General features: G+C 56.1%; 18 protein-coding genes. 9 read left to right on the forward strand and 9 right to left on the reverse strand.

The genetic code is table 11. The features are described 5' to 3' along the window. Window positions 1-99: 99 nt before the first annotated feature. The 7 genes from H7A51_15380 to H7A51_15410 form a co-directional block, all read right to left on the reverse strand. Window positions 100-1,581 carry an aldehyde dehydrogenase EutE gene (locus tag H7A51_15380; GenBank protein MCP5537600.1) on the reverse strand — a complete coding sequence of 494 codons (1,482 nt, stop codon included), beginning with the start codon at window positions 1,579-1,581 and terminating at the stop codon, window positions 100-102. 14 nt (window positions 1,582-1,595) lie between these two features. Continuing rightward, window positions 1,596-1,904 (reverse strand): EutN/CcmL family microcompartment protein, encoded by a 309-nt coding sequence (locus H7A51_15385; protein MCP5537601.1) that lies wholly within the window; start codon window positions 1,902-1,904, stop codon window positions 1,596-1,598. An 84-nt stretch (window positions 1,905-1,988) separates the two neighbouring features. Continuing rightward, complete coding sequence (locus H7A51_15390; protein ID MCP5537602.1) at window positions 1,989-2,282, reverse strand: BMC domain-containing protein; 294 nt, start codon at window positions 2,280-2,282, stop codon at window positions 1,989-1,991. 52 nt (window positions 2,283-2,334) lie between these two features. Then, a complete protein-coding gene (locus tag H7A51_15395; protein ID MCP5537603.1) occupies window positions 2,335-3,513 on the reverse strand; it encodes an acetate kinase in 1,179 nt (392 codons plus the stop codon). A 38-nt stretch (window positions 3,514-3,551) separates the two neighbouring features. Next, window positions 3,552-3,830 carry a BMC domain-containing protein gene (locus tag H7A51_15400; protein MCP5537604.1) on the reverse strand — a complete coding sequence of 93 codons (279 nt, stop codon included), beginning with the start codon at window positions 3,828-3,830 and terminating at the stop codon, window positions 3,552-3,554. Window positions 3,831-3,874: 44 nt separating this feature from the next. Then, on the reverse strand, window positions 3,875-4,144 hold the full coding sequence (locus tag H7A51_15405; protein MCP5537605.1) for a BMC domain-containing protein: 270 nt from the start codon (window positions 4,142-4,144) through the stop codon (window positions 3,875-3,877). 58 nt (window positions 4,145-4,202) lie between these two features. Beyond that, window positions 4,203-4,886, reverse strand: a complete 684-nt coding sequence (locus H7A51_15410) for a phosphate propanoyltransferase (GenBank protein ID MCP5537606.1) — start codon at window positions 4,884-4,886, stop codon at window positions 4,203-4,205. 130 nt (window positions 4,887-5,016) lie between these two features. On the opposite strand from H7A51_15410, the gene H7A51_15415 reads away from it, so the two are divergent. Genes H7A51_15415 through H7A51_15440 form a run of 6 tightly spaced genes read left to right on the forward strand, consistent with a single transcriptional unit; the run spans window position 5,017 to window position 11,963 of the window. After that, window positions 5,017-5,745: a DeoR/GlpR transcriptional regulator gene (locus H7A51_15415; GenBank protein MCP5537607.1), complete on the forward strand. Its 729-nt coding sequence runs from the start codon at window positions 5,017-5,019 to the stop codon at window positions 5,743-5,745. 41 nt (window positions 5,746-5,786) lie between these two features. After that, entirely contained in the window at window positions 5,787-7,259 is a 1,473-nt protein-coding gene (locus H7A51_15420) for a rhamnulokinase (protein ID MCP5537608.1), read from the forward strand. 26 nt (window positions 7,260-7,285) lie between these two features. Further along, complete coding sequence (locus H7A51_15425) at window positions 7,286-9,070, forward strand: L-fucose isomerase (protein MCP5537609.1); 1,785 nt, start codon at window positions 7,286-7,288, stop codon at window positions 9,068-9,070. Between the two features lie 5 nt (window positions 9,071-9,075). Beyond that, complete coding sequence (locus H7A51_15430) at window positions 9,076-9,846, forward strand: (Fe-S)-binding protein (GenBank protein MCP5537610.1); 771 nt, start codon at window positions 9,076-9,078, stop codon at window positions 9,844-9,846. Window positions 9,847-9,893: 47 nt separating this feature from the next. Next, window positions 9,894-11,333 carry a lactate utilization protein gene (locus tag H7A51_15435; GenBank protein MCP5537611.1) on the forward strand — a complete coding sequence of 480 codons (1,440 nt, stop codon included), beginning with the start codon at window positions 9,894-9,896 and terminating at the stop codon, window positions 11,331-11,333. 6 nt (window positions 11,334-11,339) lie between these two features. Beyond that, window positions 11,340-11,963, forward strand: coding sequence for an LUD domain-containing protein (locus H7A51_15440; GenBank protein ID MCP5537612.1), 624 nt, complete (start codon window positions 11,340-11,342; stop codon window positions 11,961-11,963). Window positions 11,964-12,044: 81 nt separating this feature from the next. On the opposite strand, the gene H7A51_15445 is transcribed toward H7A51_15440, so the two are convergent. Further along, on the reverse strand, window positions 12,045-12,908 hold the full coding sequence (locus H7A51_15445) for a hypothetical protein (GenBank protein ID MCP5537613.1): 864 nt from the start codon (window positions 12,906-12,908) through the stop codon (window positions 12,045-12,047). Window positions 12,909-13,165: 257 nt separating this feature from the next. After that, complete coding sequence (locus H7A51_15450; protein ID MCP5537614.1) at window positions 13,166-13,765, reverse strand: SOS response-associated peptidase family protein; 600 nt, start codon at window positions 13,763-13,765, stop codon at window positions 13,166-13,168. A 104-nt stretch (window positions 13,766-13,869) separates the two neighbouring features. Between H7A51_15450 and H7A51_15455 the strand changes: the two genes are divergently transcribed. From H7A51_15455 to H7A51_15465, 3 genes are all read left to right on the forward strand, one after another. Continuing rightward, entirely contained in the window at window positions 13,870-14,808 is a 939-nt protein-coding gene (locus tag H7A51_15455) for a sugar phosphate isomerase/epimerase (GenBank protein ID MCP5537615.1), read from the forward strand. Window positions 14,809-14,954: 146 nt separating this feature from the next. Continuing rightward, on the forward strand, window positions 14,955-15,224 hold the full coding sequence (locus H7A51_15460) for a hypothetical protein (GenBank protein ID MCP5537616.1): 270 nt from the start codon (window positions 14,955-14,957) through the stop codon (window positions 15,222-15,224). An 87-nt stretch (window positions 15,225-15,311) separates the two neighbouring features. Next, complete coding sequence (locus H7A51_15465; GenBank protein ID MCP5537617.1) at window positions 15,312-15,488, forward strand: hypothetical protein; 177 nt, start codon at window positions 15,312-15,314, stop codon at window positions 15,486-15,488. The last annotated feature ends 32 nt before the right edge of the window (window positions 15,489-15,520 follow it).

Below are 15,520 nucleotides of genomic sequence, written 5' to 3' on the forward strand. Positions count from 1 at the left end.
TGAATAATTAGAGGAATGAAGCAATGAATGATTGGCCGGTGGCGCTGGCCGTTTAAGGCGGAGCCGCCCACTTGGTATTTGGAGTTTGAAACTTGGAATTTAAATGATCCGCAGATTTTCAACCATGACGCAGCGGCGGATGCGGGTGAAGGTCTTGGGAGTGGTGATCCCTTCGCCGGTGGAGGTGGCGATGGAGTAGCTGAGGTAGCCTTCACCACCGAGTCCGAGTCCGGCCGTCGATGGTCCGTTTTTGACAAAGATGGTGGTGTCCATGGTTTTGGCCATGTGCGTCATGTTGTCGACGTTCCGGGAGTGGATCACTGCCGAGTGGCGGTAACCATGCTCGGCTTGTTTGGCGAGCTCGACACCGGTTTTGAAATCGGGGACCCGTACGATGGGCAGCATCGGCATCATTTGCTCCTTCTGGACGTAGGGGTGGTCGGCGTCGGTTTCAGCAAAGACGAGGTTGGTGTTTTTGGCGACGCTAAGTCCCGCATGCCCTGCGAGCACTGCGGCATCGACTCCGATGAGGTCGCGGTTCAGCGCGGCCTGGGCGCAGCCACCGGCACCGTTTTCGATGTTGAAGGCAACCTGGGTGAGCTTTTCCAACTGGCTTGTGTTGAGCCGGACAGCTCCGGCTTTTTCCATGGCTTGCATGAACGGCTCGAAAACCTGATCTACCACGAAGACGGCTTTTTCACCGATACAGAGCAGGTTGTTATCAAAGGCGGCACCTTCAATGATGCAGCTGGCGGCCTTGTCGAGATTGGCTGTTTCATCGACGACCACGACCGGGTTGCCCGGGCCGGCGCAGATGGAACGTTTTCCGGATTTCATCGCGGCGTCGACCACGGCAGGGCCGCCGGTGATGGCCATGATGGCAATGTTCCCGTTTTTACAAATCTCGTTGAAGCTCTCGATGGTAGGCTCTTCGATGGTGCAGATCAGGTTGTCGATGCCGAGTTCTTTTTCGATCGCCTGGTTGTAGGCGCGGACAGCCATGGCGGCACTTTTTGCCCCGCCAGGGTGTGGGTTGAAAACAACCGCGTTACCTGCGGCAACCATGCTGATGACATTGCCGGACAGGGTGGGCACCGAGTGAGTCACGGGGAGGATGGCACCGATGACTCCGAAGGGCGCGAATTCCTCCAGCGTGATACCGCCGTCACCACTCATGGCGTCGGGGCGAAGCCACTCGACCCCGGGGACGTCCTTGACGATCTGGAGTTTGGCGATCTTGTGGTCGAGCCGACCGATCTTGGTTTCCTCCATTTCGAACTTACCCCATGCCTCGGCGTTGGATACGCAGAGATTCTTGACGATCTCGATAACGCGCCGACGTCCTCCGACACCTAGTTCCTGAAGTTGGAGGAAGGCTTTGTGGGCGGCGTCGGCAGCGTCGGAGACTTCCTTGAAAACGCCATGTTTGCCACGGGCGCCAGATGCCTTGGTGGTGGTGGTTGGGGCGGCGGGAGAGGGTGCGGGTGTTGGTGCAGGGGTCGGGGCAGCGGTATTGCTGTTCAACTTCCTGAGCACGTTCTCCACCACGTTGCGGAGTGTATCTTGATCGATGGTATTCACAGTTCGAGGATGAGTTAGTTACTCTTGTAGATTTTTTTGCCGAGTACATCGACGGTGTCGACGATGGCCACGACGGCGGCATCCACAGGAAGCGCCTTGAGTCCGGCAGCCTGTCTGGCGGAGCTGCCCTGGCAGAACATCACCAGATCACCCTCGCCGGCACCGACGTTATCGACGGCAACGATGGTGTTGCTGCCGTTACGGAATGCGGCCGGGTTTTTTTCGTCCACAAGCTGTGGGCGTAGCAGCAGGAGCTTTTTCCCCTGCATACTGTCGTCTTTCTTGGTGGCGACGATCTGACCGATGACTTCTGCGAGAAACATGGTGCTGACTTGGTGGTTGGATGATTGATTGGGGAAGTTAATGTCTACCGGTGCTTCAGAATGGATCCGGGCACCGGGGAAACATTACTTCTTAGCGGCTGCCTTCTTGGGGAGGATGGCAGAGGTGGAAGCGTCAGGGCGTGCGATGACGTGTGCGCTGATGACTTCACCGACTTGTGCGGTGGCTGCTGCTCCGGCGTCGATGGCTGCCTTGACGGCGGCGACGTCACCTTCGACAACGACGTTGCACATGGCACTTCCGATCTGGCGCATAGGCCCGACGAGAGTGACGTTAGCGGACTTGAGCATTGCGTCAGTTCCGTTGACAAGGCCTACGAGGCCGCGAGTTTCTAGTATTCCGATTGCTTGTTTAGCCATGGTATTGTTGGGTTGGTTGGTGGTTGATTGGTTGATGGGAGAGTCGGGAAAATTATGCGTTGGCCTTGCGGTAGACCTCGCGGACGAGAACGAGCTCTTCGTTCGCGGGGATGACCAGGACTTTTACCTTGGAGCTGTCCGTGCTGATGACGGCTTCCGTTGCCTGGCAGGCGTTGTTTTTTTCTTTGTCAATGGCTACGCCGAACTCTTCGAGCCCTGCGCAGATGGCGGCACGGAGCCACGGGTTGTTTTCGCCGATGCCGGCGGTGAAGACGAGGGAGTCGAGACCGCCGAGATCAAAGAGGAAGCTGGCGGCCCATTTTCGAGCCGACTGCACTAACATATCGAGTGCGAGCCGGGCGTCTGGATTGCCGTTGCTTGCGGCCTGGTGGATGTCCCGGAGGTCGTTACTGACCCCGGAAACCCCTTGCAGACCGGATTCCTTGGTCAGTTGGCGTTCGGCTTCCTCCATGGTGATACCCAGGGCCTTGACGGCATAGGGCAGGGCGCCGGAATCGAGATCGCCGACGCGGTTGTTCTGTGGCAGGCCACTCTGGGGGGAGAAACCCATGCTGGTGCCGACGGCGATGCCGTTGCGGATTCCGGTCACCGAGCTGCTGCCACCGAGGTGGAAGGAAATGACCCGGAGAGGATCGCCGGAGATCTCCTGCGGACCATGGGTGTAGAGATGACGCACGGTTTCAGCCACATCGTCGCGACCCATCAGCTCGGCTGATCGCTCGGCAACGTATTTGTGGCTGGCACCGTGGAAACCATAACGTTGGATGCCTGCATCATACCACGCCTGCGGGATGGCGTAGCGTGTCGCGGCTTCTGGGACCCACTGATAGAACGCCGTTTCGAAGAGGGCAACGAGCCGGGCATCAGGGAGGATTTGCTGGAATTGGCGGATGCCTTCAGCGTAGGGGGGATTGTGTGCCGGGGCAACCTCACGGAAGCCCTCAAGCGCAGCAATCACGGAGTCGTCAGCTTCCACACATCCACTCAGGTTCCTGCCGAGCACAGTCTTGAATCCCACCGCATCAATATCGCTGATGGCGTTGAGATGACCTTGGTCGACGAGATCAGAGAGAGCCTGGTTGATGACTTCTGCGTAATCGGTCACGCGTTCAAAACCGCCGGATGTGATCACGGACTCATCCTTACCGTCGATCTTGTAGAGACGGTATTTGAATGAGGTGGACCCCAGGTTGGCGATCAGAATGAGCATGATTTCAGGTGACAGGTGTCAGGAATCGGGTGTCAGGATTAGGAAATCCAGGGGCCGAGTTGACCGAGGTCTTCGTGGGGGCGGGGGATGACGAGTACGGATTTTACTTCGCCGACCTGGGCGCCGGCTTCCGCGCCAGCGTCAACAGCTGCTTTTACTGCAGCCACATCGCCGGTGAAGAATCCGCATACCAGACCTGAGCCGATTTTGTCCCAGCCGGTCATGGTGACGTCAGCTGCTTTGATAGCGGCGTCCGATGCTTCGATCAGGGTGGTGAGACCCAGTGTTTCTATCATTCCGAGTGCTTGCTTAGCCATATTGTTATTCTGTTAGTTGTTGAAGTGGATGTGATGATCTTATGTTAGAGATCAAATTGCTTGAGGAGTTCCGGTGCGGGGCGTGCGATGACGTGGGCGCTGACGAGATCGCCTACGCGGCCTGCGGCTTCTGCTCCTGCGTCGACGGCTGCTTTGACGCTGCCTACGTCTCCCTGGACGAGGATGGTGAGGTATCCTGCGCCGATCTGGACTTGTTTGGTGATATCTACGTCAGCGGCTTTGGACATCGCGTCAGCGGCCTCCACGCTACCGACGTAGCCTTTTGTTTCAATCATTCCGAGTGCTTTGCTCATTGTATTGTTGGGTTGTGGTTTTTGGTTATGGTTGGTTGGTTAGTGTCGATGGGTGAACTCATTTTTTGATGAGTTCACAGAAAGTATCGGGTTGGAGTCCGCAGGCATTGCCTTCATCGGTATCAATGTGGGCTTCGAGGTTGAAGCTTTTATCGACCCGGACGACGATGTTGTCGAATGTCACCGAGCATGGGCTGTGGACTTTCATCCTCATGGTATCGAGGTGTTTGACGCCGTAAAAATTGGCGTCATCCGGGTGCATGTGCACGTGGGGTTGGGCGCGGATGACGCCTTCGTCCATTTTGAAATATCCGTTGGGCCCCATCAACATGCAACCCGGGGTTCCGGCGGTGTCGCCCGACATTCTAATCGGGATGTCGAATCCGAGCGCGATGGCATCGGTGAACGCCAGCTCAACCTGGTTGAGGTCGCGGCAGGGGCCGAGGATGCGGAGGTTGGAGATGACCCGGCTGCGTGGTCCGATCAGGGTGACCGACTCCTTGGCCGCGTAGGCACCTTCCTGATAGAGCCACTTGTTAGGTGTCAGTTGGTGGCCCGGGCCGAACAGCGCTTCGACGGCATCCTGGGTGAGGTGGCAATGGCGGGCACTGATATTGACGACAAATCCATTGGGTGCTTTGGCCTGCGGAGGTAGGGAAAGTCCCATCTCGCGGTAAACCTGCTCGCGCACCATGTGCTCGATGACGCCCCGGGGAGTGTTGTTTGGTTGACTGGAAGACATAGTTTTTTCGGCTGACGGGCGAGATTTCACATGTTTTTATTGACAAGTCAACGAAAAACACAGAAAAAACAAATAAACACCAACCAAACAAAGATTGATTATGCTGGCCGCCGAACGACATCACCGGATCATGGAAAGTATTTCCAAGCGTGGTTCAGTTCGTACCAAGGATATTGCGGACAAGCTCGGTGTCACGGATGAAACGATCCGAAAGGACTTCGAGGCACTTGAGCAGCAGGGGAAATTGGTCCGGTCCCACGGTGGCGCGATTATTCCAAGGCGGTTTAACGCTGACCTTACCCTGACTGAACGGCAATTGATCAACCGGGAGGCGAAGAACGAGATTGCCAAGGCTGCGGCCAGTCGGATCCAGCCGAATGAGACGATTTTTGTCGACGCCAGCTCCACGGCACTGTCGATTACCCAGTTTATCCCGGATTTTCATTTTACGGTGGTGACCAATTCCCACGATGTCATATCCGCCCTGGCAGGGGTGGAGCATATCGACCTGATCAGCACGGGCGGACTTTTTGAGTCGCGTTCCCGGTCCATGATTGGTCTGGCGGCCGAACGCACACTCAAGCGGTACAATATCCACCGGATGTTTTTTTCTGGCAATGGTCTGGATCTCAAACGTGGGGTCAGTGAGGCAAACTCACGCCAGGCGGCCTTTAAAGAGCATGTCATTGCGGATGCAGAGGATGTTTGTTTTCTGGCTGACAGTTCGAAAATCGGTGTCTGTTCGGCGTTCTTTTTCGCTGATTGCAGTGAATTGACCACCTTGATCACCACCAAGGATGCGGATGACGCTATTCTTGAATCACTGAAAAGCATCGATGTTGATGTGATCACCGCTTGACTTGGAAACCCAAATAAACCCAAATAAACCCAACCCACGAAATGATGCAGGTCTATCTCGCCATTGATCTCGGAGCCGGCTCCGGTCGACTCGTCGCCGGAAAATACGATGGAGCAACGCTTCAACTGGAGGAAATCCACCGGTTTTCCAACGAAGGAGTGGAAATCAACGGCGGCTACTACTGGGATACGCCGCGGATTTTTGCCAATGTGACGGAGGGTATTCAGAAAGCCATTGAGAAATATGGTGACCGTGTGGTTTCTGTTGCGACCGATTCCTGGGGCTGTGATTTTGCCTTGCTGGATTGCCAGGGCAATGTCCTCGGCGGACACCGCCAGTACCGTGACCCTCGCATAGAAGGAATGCAGCAGGCGATGAACGAGCGGATTCCGCTGAACGAGGTGTTTGCGCACACGGGTATCCAGCCGGCGTTTTATAACAGCAGCCTTCATTTACTCGCGGAGAGCATCAAGGGAAACCCATGTTTCAGTATCGCGGATCGACTGCTGTTTACGCCGGACCTGTTGGCTTTCTGGCTCAGCGGCGTGCGGGCCAATGAGAGGACGATCACCAGCACCAGCCAGCTCTACAATCCGATTGCCCGCGACTGGGCGTGGGAAGTCATCGATGCCCTCGGACTGCCCCGGGAGATGTTTGGAAACATCGTGTCGTCCGGGACAGTGCTTGGCCCCCTCACGGACGGGATGGCAGAAAAAACGGGTGCGACCCACGGCATGAAAGTCGTCGCATCGGCGGGTCACGACACCGCTTCCGCGGTAGCGGGATTACCGATGGAACGGGGAGGTCTCTGGCTCTCATCAGGCACGTGGTCGATTCTAGGTGTCGAATCCGAGCAGCCCGTCACCACCACCGAGGCCTTTGAGGCGAAACTCTCGAACGAGGGCGGAGTGAACAAGACCACCCGGCTGCTGCACAATGTTTCAGGCCTCTGGATCATCCAGGAATGCCGCCGTGAATGGGCCGAGCAGGGTGAGGAAATGAGTTATGCCGAACTGGCACGACTCGCCGAGGAGGCCGAGCCGTTCACCGCGTTTATCGATCCCAATGACCCCACCTTTGCCTCACCCGGTGACATGCCTGGTAAGATCCGTGCCTTTTGCAAGAAAACAGGCCAGTCGGTTCCGGAAAGCAAGGGCCGTATCCTCAGGATCGCAACCGATAGCCTGGCACTGAAATACCGCCAGGTCATCGAAGTGCTCGGAAAAGTGACTGGCAGAACATTTGACGCACTGAATGCCGGCGGCGGCGGCATACAAAACGAACTTCTGATGCAAGCTACGGCCGACGCGATCGGTATCCCTGTAATAGCAGGCCCGACGGAGGCGACCTCCTGTGGTAATATCATCACCCAGATGGTGGCTACCGGGGAGCTGCCCGACATCACGGCCGGCCGCAAACTGGTCGCTGCCTCGATGGAAAGTAAAACCTTCACCCCGAGTGCGTCAAGTGTATGGCAGCCGCATTACGAAAAATTTCTAACACTGATCCATTAACCCATTAGCAATTATTAGCACCAACCATGAAAACCGTATTCAACAAAGACAACATGCCAAAAATCGGCATCCGTCCCACTATTGATGGCCGTCTCGGCGGCGTCCGTGAGTCTCTCGAAGACCAGACCATGAACCAGGCAAAGGCAACGGCAGCCTTCATTGCAGAGAACCTTTGTTATCCTGATGGCTCGCCTGTCGAGTGTGTGATTGCCGATACCTGTATCGGCGGGGTGGCCGAGGCCGCCGCCTGTGCCGATAAATTCAAACGCGAAAACGTCGGCGTGTCACTCACAGTGACGCCATGCTGGTGTTACGGTTCTGAAACCATGGACATGGACCCGCATACACCGAAGGCCGTCTGGGGCTTCAACGGCACCGAGCGTCCGGGGGCGGTTTACCTCGCCGCCGCTCTGGCTGGCCATACCCAGAAGGGTCTGCCGGCATTCGGTATCTATGGTCGTGACGTCATGGAGTCCAGCGACACCAGCATCCCTGATGACGTCGCGCACAAGATCCTCGCGTTCTGCCGTGCCGGTATCTCCGTCGCACTCATGCGTGGAAAATCCTACCTCTCACTCGGTGGCACCTCGATGGGTATTGCCGGCTCAGTCGTCGACCCCGACTTTTTCCAGGACTACCTCGGCATCCGCGTGGAAGCCGTCGATATGACCGAGCTGGCCCGTCGGTTCGAAAGAGGCATCTACGACCAGGAGGAGTATGAAAAAGCCTTTGCCTGGGTGAAGGAAAACTGCCCGGAAGGAAAAGACTACAACTCACCGGAGACCCAGCGGCCTCGCGAGGTACTCGACAAGGAGTGGGAAACATCCGTCAAAATGGCGATCATCACCCGCGACCTCATGGTTGGCAACGAGAAGCTTGCCGAGATGGGATACGGGGAGGAGGCCCACGGTCGCAACGCGATCTGCGGCGGCTTCCAAGGCCAGCGGCAGTGGACCGACCACTACCCGAACGGCGACTTCATGGAGGCGATCCTGACATCATCATTCGATTGGAATGGAAAACGTGCCCCCTACCAGTTTGCCACAGAAAACGATGCGCTCAACGCCGTGACCATGCTGTTTGGCAACCTGCTGACCAATACCGCCCAGATTTTCGCCGACCTGCGCACCTACTGGTCGCCCGACGCCGTCAAGCGTGTCTCCGGTCACGAGCTGACAGGTGCCGCATCCAACGGACTTCTCCACCTGATCAACTCCGGCCCTGCCGCGCTCGATGGCACCGGCGAGATGACCAAGGACGGCAAACCAGCGATGAAACCACATTGGGAAATCACCGATGAGGAAGTCCAGGCCTGCCTCGACGCCACCACCTGGCACCCGTCGATTACCGAATACTTCCCTGGAGGCGGTATGAGCACCCGTTACAAGACCAAGGGGGGAATGCCAGCCACCATCGCCCGGCTCAACCTGGTCAAGGGACTTGGGCCTGCGCTGCAGATTGCCGAGGGCGTTACCGTCGAACTTCCAGAGGACGTGCACCAGGTGCTTGATGACCGCACCAACCCATCCTGGCCAACTACCTGGTTCTGTCCGACACTCACAGGCAAAGGCGCCTTCCGCGACACCTACACGGTGATGAACAACTGGGGTGCCAACCACTGCGTGATGAGCTACGGACTGATCGGTGCCGACCTGATCACACTCGCCTCGATGCTGCGTATCCCGGTTTACATGCACAACGTCGACGAAGAGCGTATCTTCCGCCCATCCTCGTGGAATGCCCATGGCACTGACGGCCTGGAAGGCGCCGACTTCCGTGCCTGCCAGAACTACGGTCCCATTTACGGATAATTCCCATGACAGCCGAATCCATTCAAAACTCCGCCAAGGGCAAGCAGGTTCTCATGATGGGAACTTGCTTGTGCGATGCCTTTTACGTCGAAGCCGCCAAGGCAATGGTCGAAGTGTTAGAATACCTCGGCGTCGAGGTGGTCTATCCGGAAAACCAGACCTGCTGTGGCCAGCCGGCGTTTAACTCAGGCGACTGGAAATCATCCCGCACCGTGGCCCGTCACGCGGTGGAGGTTTTCAAAGGGGATCTCCCCGTGATTATTCCCTCCGGCTCCTGCACCGCGATGCACAAGCACGGGAACCTGCTGCAGTTCGAGAACGAACCCGATTTACCCGCCGTCAAAGACCTCGCTGATCGTTCGTTCGAACTCATCGACTACATTGTCAACCACCTCGGTGTCACTCAGTGGCCGGGAAAGCTGGATGCAAAAATCGCCTTCCACCATTCCTGCCACACCCGTGGCAGCGGCACCCGGCCGGGTGCCCAGACATTGCTCTCCAGCATCGATGGCGTCGACCTCGTCGAATACGGGCAAGGTGAGCAGTGCTGTGGATTCGGCGGCACATTCTGTGTCACCTTCCCCCACATCTCGGGGCAGATGGGAACGCTGAAACTTGATCATCTGTTGGAAAACACACCCGACTACCTGGTCTCAGCCGACCTCTCCTGCATGATGCACCTCGGTGGGCTTGCCGAGAAACAAGGACGCAAACTCCAATACCGCCACGCCGCCCAAATCCTCCTCTACGCCCTCAAGGGTGGGGCGATCGACTAGCCAGTCTGGTAATTCACTATTCACTATTCAAAATTCACCATTCTAAGATGTACGCCTCCAAACAACCCATTGACTCTTATGCGTCAAAGATGACGGATGAAAAACGTCACTCAGTGTACGACGGCACCTCCTCGGGAACCTACAAGCGCTACAGTGTGCTGTTCAAAGATTACGAAGACCCCGACGCACTACGGAAACTTGCCGGTAAGGTCAAGGACCACACCTTGTCCCATCTACCCAAGTACCTTGAACAGGCGGAGAAAAAGCTCACCGAAAACGGCGCGACGGTGCACTTTGCCGACAGCGATGCCGATGCACGCGATACGGTTCTGGCCATTCTCAAAAAACATGGGGTGAAGCGACTGACCAAGTCCAAGTCCATGGCGGCCGAGGAGATTCATCTCAATCCGCATTTGGAAAGAAACGGCATCGAATGCCTCGAAAGCGACCTGGGTGAGTTTATCATCCAGTTGGACGACGACATCCCATCCCATATCGTCAAGCCGATCATCCATAAAAACCGGAACGAGATCGCCGAAACCTTTTTACGCGAGGGCATCGCCGAGGATCTTAATAACGATCCCGAGACCATCACACGTCGCGCGCGATCCTACCTGCGGAAAAAATACTTCGAGGCCGAGGCGGGAATCACCGGGGCGAACTTTGTGTCCGCCGAGAGTGGCCGCATCGCCCTGGTCACCAACGAAGGTAACGCCCGCTTTGGTATGGCACCCGTACCCGTGCATATCGTCCTGGTCGGCATCGAAAAACTGCTTCCCCGCGACAAGGATTTCGGGCTGTTTCTGAATTTGTTAGGTCGTTCGGCCACCGGCCAGCAACTGACGGTTTATACGCAATTTGTCGGTGGCCCAAGACACCCCGACCAGCCAAGCGGCCCCGAGCACATGCACGTGGTCTTTATGAACAACGGTCGCACCGATGTGCTGAAATCCAACTGTCGGGAAATCCTGCGCTGTATCCGTTGCTCCGCCTGCCAGAACGTCTGCCCGGTTTACAGGCAGTCGTCTGGCCACGCCTACCGCTCCGTTTACGGTGGCCCCGTGGGTGCGGTGCTGTCGCCGATCCTGTTTGGTGACCGCTTTGCCGAGCTGGCCGACCTGCCGAAGGCATCCTCGCTCTGCGGCGCCTGTAACGAGGTCTGCCCGGTGGATATCCCGATCCCCGATCTGCTGCTCCGCTTGCGCGACAAGGCGAAGGTGGAAAAGGTTAAATCCGTAGGTGCCTTGCCGATGGCTCCCTTTGCCGTGCTGGCGACCAGTCCCCTGGTCTGGCGCACCGCCATGACCGCTTCCAAGATGATGAACCACCTGCCGATCCAATACACACCGGTCGCGCCGTTGCAAAACTGGCTCAACCAGAGGACGCTGCCGAAGTGGCAGGGTGGCGATTTCCGCAAGTGGATGAAGGGGCGGCAATCAGAAACGACAGAAACGAAGGAATCCTCCAAATCACCCTCTAACGATTAATCTATCATGAGCTCACGCAATTCACGCAGTTCCATTTTTGAAAAAATCCACCAGGCGCTGGGCGAATCATCCGCCGGGCACCCGCTGCCTGATTATGATGACGCCCTCCTGCACTCGGCACCCCGGTTAGAGGGGAATGATCTGTGGGAAATATTCAGCAGGAACTTTGCCGCCGTCAGTGGAATTTCCATGACCGGCACCGAGGGTTTGCTTGATTTGCTGAAAGAGTCGGACTGCAACCACGGCTACTGTGATCCGGCGCTGATGCATACGATTGGCGACTCCTTGGTCGCAGCGGGTCTAACCGTTGAAACCGAATACGACCGCAAGCGTTACGACGACTACCAGTTCGGTATCACCCGGGCCGCTGGAGCGATTGCTGAAAGCGGTTCGGTCATACTCAACGATGAAACCACCTCCGATCGCCTGGCGGCTCTCAGCCCATGGGTGCATATCGCGGTGTTGGAAAATGAGTCCAGCCTGCTCCGCAGCATCCCGGATGCCGTGGCCGCGTTTGGGGCCAGCCCTAACATCATCTGGGCGACCGGACCATCAAAGACAGCCGACGTCGAAGGTATCCTGATCGAAGGAGTCCACGGACCGGGAAGACAGGTCCTGGTCAAGTTGTAGGGTTCCTGTGGGTGGACGATAACCCGCTACACTGTCCTATACGTTCTGATAGGGAGGAGGCGTAGATGGAGACAGGCACTCTTATTTATCCTCCTCCTTTTTCTCTTCCTTGGCTTTTTTCTTAGCCGCCTTTTTCTTCTTCTTTGCTTTTTTCCCGGCAGGTTCCTCTGGTGTTTCCTCCGGCTTTGCGCCCTGCTTCGATTGCCCTACCTCGGGATTTTTTTCCTGGATGCGTTCCAGTTCCTTTTCAAAGGTGCTTGGCTCATACTTCTTGAAGAGTTCTTTGCCGCCAGCGGAGACGGTGACGATGACACCAATGACATCCTGCTTGGAACTGCTGCTCGCTGTCTTTGATTTGGTACTGACATCCTCACAGCTTTCGGGGGTTGTTTCCCATTCCTCGGGTTTTTTGGACGACAGGGATTCGATTTCCTTGACATCAACGATCTCCTTGTATTCCGGATCTCCCGCGTCATCCCCACGGGTGGTGGTGCGCTTGATGATCTGGCTGTAGACAACGATGTTTTCAATGGGGGTGGCTTTCCTCTGCGAGAGCTTGAATTGATAACTAACCTCCTGGATGGAGAGTTTGGTGCTGGCACCTTGTTTTGATTTTTCCTTGTCACGGGGAACGCGGACCCGTGCGGATTTTTTGGTGACCGTGAGACTTAAATCACCCGGGTTGACGTTGCTTTTGTTCTGTGCGTGCCAGTCTTTGATGTATGCCTGGTCGCTTTCTGATAGACTGGTAAATGGCAGGGTGTAAATCTTGCCGCCTTTCATCTTCAGGCTCACTTTGCCCGATGAGACCCCGACAATTTCGGCCTCGATGCTCTTGCCTTCGGTATTGGTGAAGGTGTGCATCTCCGCAACAGTGAACGGGGTGATGCTTGCAAAGGTAAGGAGACCCAGGGTGAGGGCCAGTTTTCGAGCTTGTGGACTCATTTTCATCATATGGGAATCTAAGGTTTGGGGAGGTCAGTTGGAAAAGGGGGGGCGAGGGAGGAAAAAGAAAAATAGATGTATGGAGGAGTTGGTGTGACGATTGTTAGAAATTGCATCCACCCCGTTGTCGACGGTAACAAGGTGCCACTTTTCAGCGGTTCCTGCAATGCCAAATACTCCGTGAGTTCTCATGTCGCAAATGGCAGGGATGCGGGCGAAACAAGCATGACAACACGGTCAAGGGAGCTTGTTTAGCATCAGAAATCAAACAAATCCCCCTGGCTGTCATCCTGTGGTTTTCGAGTCAGCGGGTTGGCCGCGTCATTGACCACCAGCATCCCGTCGCCCGGTGAAAATGATCTCATGTTCCCTTCGAGATAGGAGTCGCATTCTGCCGCCGTCAGCAAGGCAGGCATACGATGGTGCACAGGTGCCATAAGACGGTTGGCCGCCGTGGTGAGCATGGAGAAACATCGGCCCAGCTGCTCCGAATCCTCCCAGATACCAGCCGCCCATAGCAGCAGGCCCTCCCTCGGGCCGAACCGGTGGGTGCGCTTGTGCCCCTTGGCTCCTGACCACTCGTAAAATCCGGACATGGGGATCAGGCACCTGCGGGCACGGATCGACTCCCGCCACATGGGGCTGTCCAGGTTTTCGCTGCGCGTGTTGTTGACGACCCCAAGCCTCGGCCTTTCAAAACCCCAGCGCATCTCCGTGATACCCATGCCGCTGAGAAAGACCGGCGCTATGTCGGTTCTACGGATGATCTTTGATTCCTGGCCGTCCGCGCGGATGGATGCGGTCACCGACGCCAGGTCTTTGCCCGATACCTTTTTGATTTCAAATGTACTGCACATAGTCCACAAATTTCCCTTCCATCCGTGTCAGGATGAAGCTAATGCTAGACCATGAAATAGCACGGATCAAACACGAACCATGCACAGCTTCCAGTGCCACCACTATGAAACGCCGTCACTTCATCACCGCCTCCGCCGCCATGGCCGCGTCCACTCCCTTCCTTGTTTCCCAGGAAAAGAAAACCGGTCCTGTTTCACCCAGGCATGCCGCGGCCCGGCCCAATCCCGTCGGGGTGTCATCCTACTCATTCTGGGCGTTCCACCGTGAGGAATACCGCCCGCTCGAAGTCTGCCTCGACCACGCGGCCCGTATGGGATTCGACGGACTGGAAATCCTCCAGCGCCAGCTGGTCTCCACCGACAATGCGGCGTTGCAGAAAATCAAGCGCCACGCATTTTTGTTAGGCCTCGACCTCATGGGCTTCTCCACCCACCAGGGGTTTTTATCACCCGACAAGGAGGAGCAGCAGAAGAACATCGACCACACCATCGACTGCCTCGAACAAGCCTACCGACTCGGCATCCCGACCATGCGGGTGAACTCGGGTAGATGGGGGACCTCCAAGTCGTTTGATGCCCTCATGGCCAATCGTGGCGAGGAAAATCCCATCAAAGGATACACCGAAGAAGACGCCTACAAGTGGGTGATCGACGCCTACGAAAAACTCGTGCCCGAAGCCGAAAAACGTGGTGTCATCATGGGGCTGGAAAACCACTGGGGCCTGGGCCGCACACCCGAAGGGGTGAAACGTGTCGTTGACGCCGTTAAGTCTCCCTGGCTGCAGGTGACACTCGATACCGGCAATTTCCTCGAAGACCCATATGACCGACTCCAAAAGCTCGCCCCGCAAACCGTCCTCTTACAGGCAAAAACCTACCTCGGCGGCGGCCGCTGGTACACCTTGGATTTAGATTACGCCCGCATCGCCAAAATCATGAAAGAGGCGAAGTTCACCGGCTACGTGTCGCTCGAATTCGAAGGCAAGGCCGATCCGCTGAAAGGCATTCCCGAGTCACTGGCCATGCTGCGGAAGTGCTTTTAGGAGGACGCTGTTTGTCGCTTTAAGCTTAACTATACGTATTCGGGGAGATACGATTTCCCACAGCAATTTTTTTCCCACAGATAGGCGACCTTAAAGCCAAAGGGGAGGAGTTCGACTGTGCCTGTAGAATCGACCAACACTCAGACGTGGAATGGTGGGTGCGTAATGTGGACAAGCAGCCGAGTGCCTTTTGGCTTCAAACTTCACGCGGTCGTTTCTACCCGGATTTTATTGTGAAGCTAACAAGCGGAAAGATTATAGCGATCGAATATAAAGGAAAACACCTCGTCACCGATGCAAAAGAAAAAGACGAGATTGGCAAACTATGGGGGAGGCGGAGTAATGAAGCTTGTGACTTCAAGATGGTGGTCGATAAGGATTGGATAAGCCTTGAGATGATGCTGTGCTCGCAATGATGCCAGGGTGTAGTTAGGCCCGATCAAAGAGATCCGCGAAACGTTTATCGGTTTTCAGGAACACATTTATCAAGCACAAGCGTCATAATGATCTACACAGACAGACTTCAGGAGATTGCCCTTGCGATTATGTCGGGTCAGCCGCTTGTCGCTAAAAACGACGAGGAGCGGGAGTTCATCGAGAAGGCGCGGAAGGAAATCCAGCAGATCAAGGATAAAGGTCTTGTGGTTGATATGATCAAAGAGTGGCCGGATTTCGACTGATCGTGAAGTATGCTGTTGGAAGTGCTGCTGCG

The sequence above is a fragment of the Akkermansiaceae bacterium genome, assembly GCA_024233115.1.
GTDB lineage: Bacteria > Verrucomicrobiota > Verrucomicrobiia > Verrucomicrobiales > Akkermansiaceae > Oceaniferula.